The sequence below is a fragment of the Pseudomonas sp. P5_B2 genome, from assembly GCF_056400445.1.
In genome coordinates this window covers 1-1,622 of sequence record NZ_JBFULH010000803.1, presented here as the reverse complement: position 1 = coordinate 1,622, position 1,622 = coordinate 1, and the positions used below count along the sequence as shown (strand labels likewise).

General features: G+C 54.4%; 3 protein-coding genes. All 3 read left to right on the top strand.

The features are described from left to right. The coding region (miaA, locus tag AC1DRJ_RS26955) for a tRNA (adenosine(37)-N6)-dimethylallyltransferase MiaA (RefSeq protein ID WP_477804832.1) at nt 1–768 on the top strand (768 nt) is incomplete at its 5' end. A gap of 93 nt (nt 769–861) precedes the next feature. Continuing rightward, entirely contained in the window at nt 862–1,122 is a 261-nt protein-coding gene (gene hfq, locus AC1DRJ_RS26950; protein ID WP_007902656.1) for an RNA chaperone Hfq, read from the top strand. Nucleotides 1,123–1,134: 12 nt separating this feature from the next. Next, on the top strand, nt 1,135–1,622 hold a 488-nt coding region (gene hflX / locus AC1DRJ_RS26945), incomplete at its 3' end, for a GTPase HflX (RefSeq protein WP_477804831.1).

Sequence of the window (1,622 nt, the reverse complement as noted above, 5' to 3'; positions counted from 1 at the left end):
GATCCGGCGGAGAGCTATTCGGCCGCAGATTTTCGCCGTGATGCCCTTGAAGCGATGGCCGAGATCACTGCCCGGGGAAAAATTCCGCTGCTGGTGGGCGGCACAATGCTCTATTACAAGGCTTTGGTCGAAGGCCTGGCAGACATGCCGGCAGCTGATCCGCAGATTCGCGCACAGATTGAAGAAGAGGCTGAACGCCTTGGCTGGCAAGCCCTGCACGAACAATTGGCAGCCATTGATCCGGTATCGGCCGCACGTATTCATCCGAACGATCCGCAGCGACTCAGTCGAGCGCTGGAAGTTTATCGCGTCAGCGGTCAGAGCATGACCGAGCTGCGACTGAGACAAACTGCGCAAAGTACTGAAGCAGCCGCTTCGGGACTGCAACAATTGCCCTATACTGTCGCGAACTTGGCCATTGCTCCGGCAAATCGCCAGGTACTGCACGAACGAATTAAACAAAGATTCACGAATATGTTGGAACAGGGATTCATTGACGAGGTCGTAGCCCTGCGTAAGAGAAGTGACCTGCATTCCGGGTTACCGTCTATTCGTGCAGTAGGCTACCGACAAGTCTGGGATTACCTGGATGGCAAGCTGACGCATGCCGAGATGCAGGAGCGTGGAATCATTGCCACGCGCCAATTGGCGAAGCGTCAGTTCACCTGGCTGCGCAGTTGGGCTGATTTACACTGGCTGGACAGTCTCGATTGCGACAATCTGCCGCGCGCCTTGAAATACTTGGGGACCATCTCCATATTGAGCTGAGTCTTTTCAATTGCCGTCTATCCTTGGGGGTGTGACGGCTAAAGCCATCTGTTTACCTATTTTTTATTTTGAATCCTTAAAGGAGTGCGGCACATGTCAAAAGGGCATTCGCTACAAGACCCTTACTTGAATACTTTACGTAAAGAGAAAGTTGGGGTGTCTATCTACCTGGTCAACGGTATCAAACTGCAAGGCACGATCGAGTCTTTCGACCAGTTCGTTATCCTGCTGAAAAACACCGTGAGCCAGATGGTTTACAAACACGCTATCTCTACAGTGGTGCCGGTTCGTCCAATTCGTCTGCCTAGTGCAACCGAATCCGAAGCCGGTGACGCTGAGCCAGGTAACGCCTGATAGGAGTCTCCTTTGTTCTTTGAGCGCCACGGTGGTGGTGAGCGAGTCATACTCGTTCACTTGGATGGACAGGACCCTGAGGCGCGCGAAGATCCGCAGGAGTTTCAGGAGTTGGCTAATTCGGCCGGCGCCGAGACCGTTGCGTTTTTTAACGTGCCGCGTCATCGGCCAACCGCCAAATTCCTGATTGGCAGTGGCAAGGTCGAGGAGCTGCGCGACCTGGTCAAGGCCGAAGAGGCCGATCTGGTGATTTTCAATCACATCCTCACGCCCAGTCAGGAACGTAACCTTGAACGTGTGTTCGAGTGTCGCGTGATCGACCGTACCGGTCTGATTCTCGATATTTTCGCCCAGCGTGCCCGTACCCATGAAGGCAAGCTCCAGGTAGAACTGGCCCAGCTTGACCACATGAGCACTCGGCTGGTTCGTGGCTGGACCCACCTTGAACGTCAAGGTGGCGGTATCGGCATGCGTGGACCGGGTGAAACCCAACTGGAAAC

Excerpts from the sequence above, each read along its gene's own strand:
- hfq (WP_007902656.1), top strand. The coding sequence starts at position 862 with ATGTCAAAAGGGCATTCGCTACAAGACCCTTACTTGAATACTTTACGT.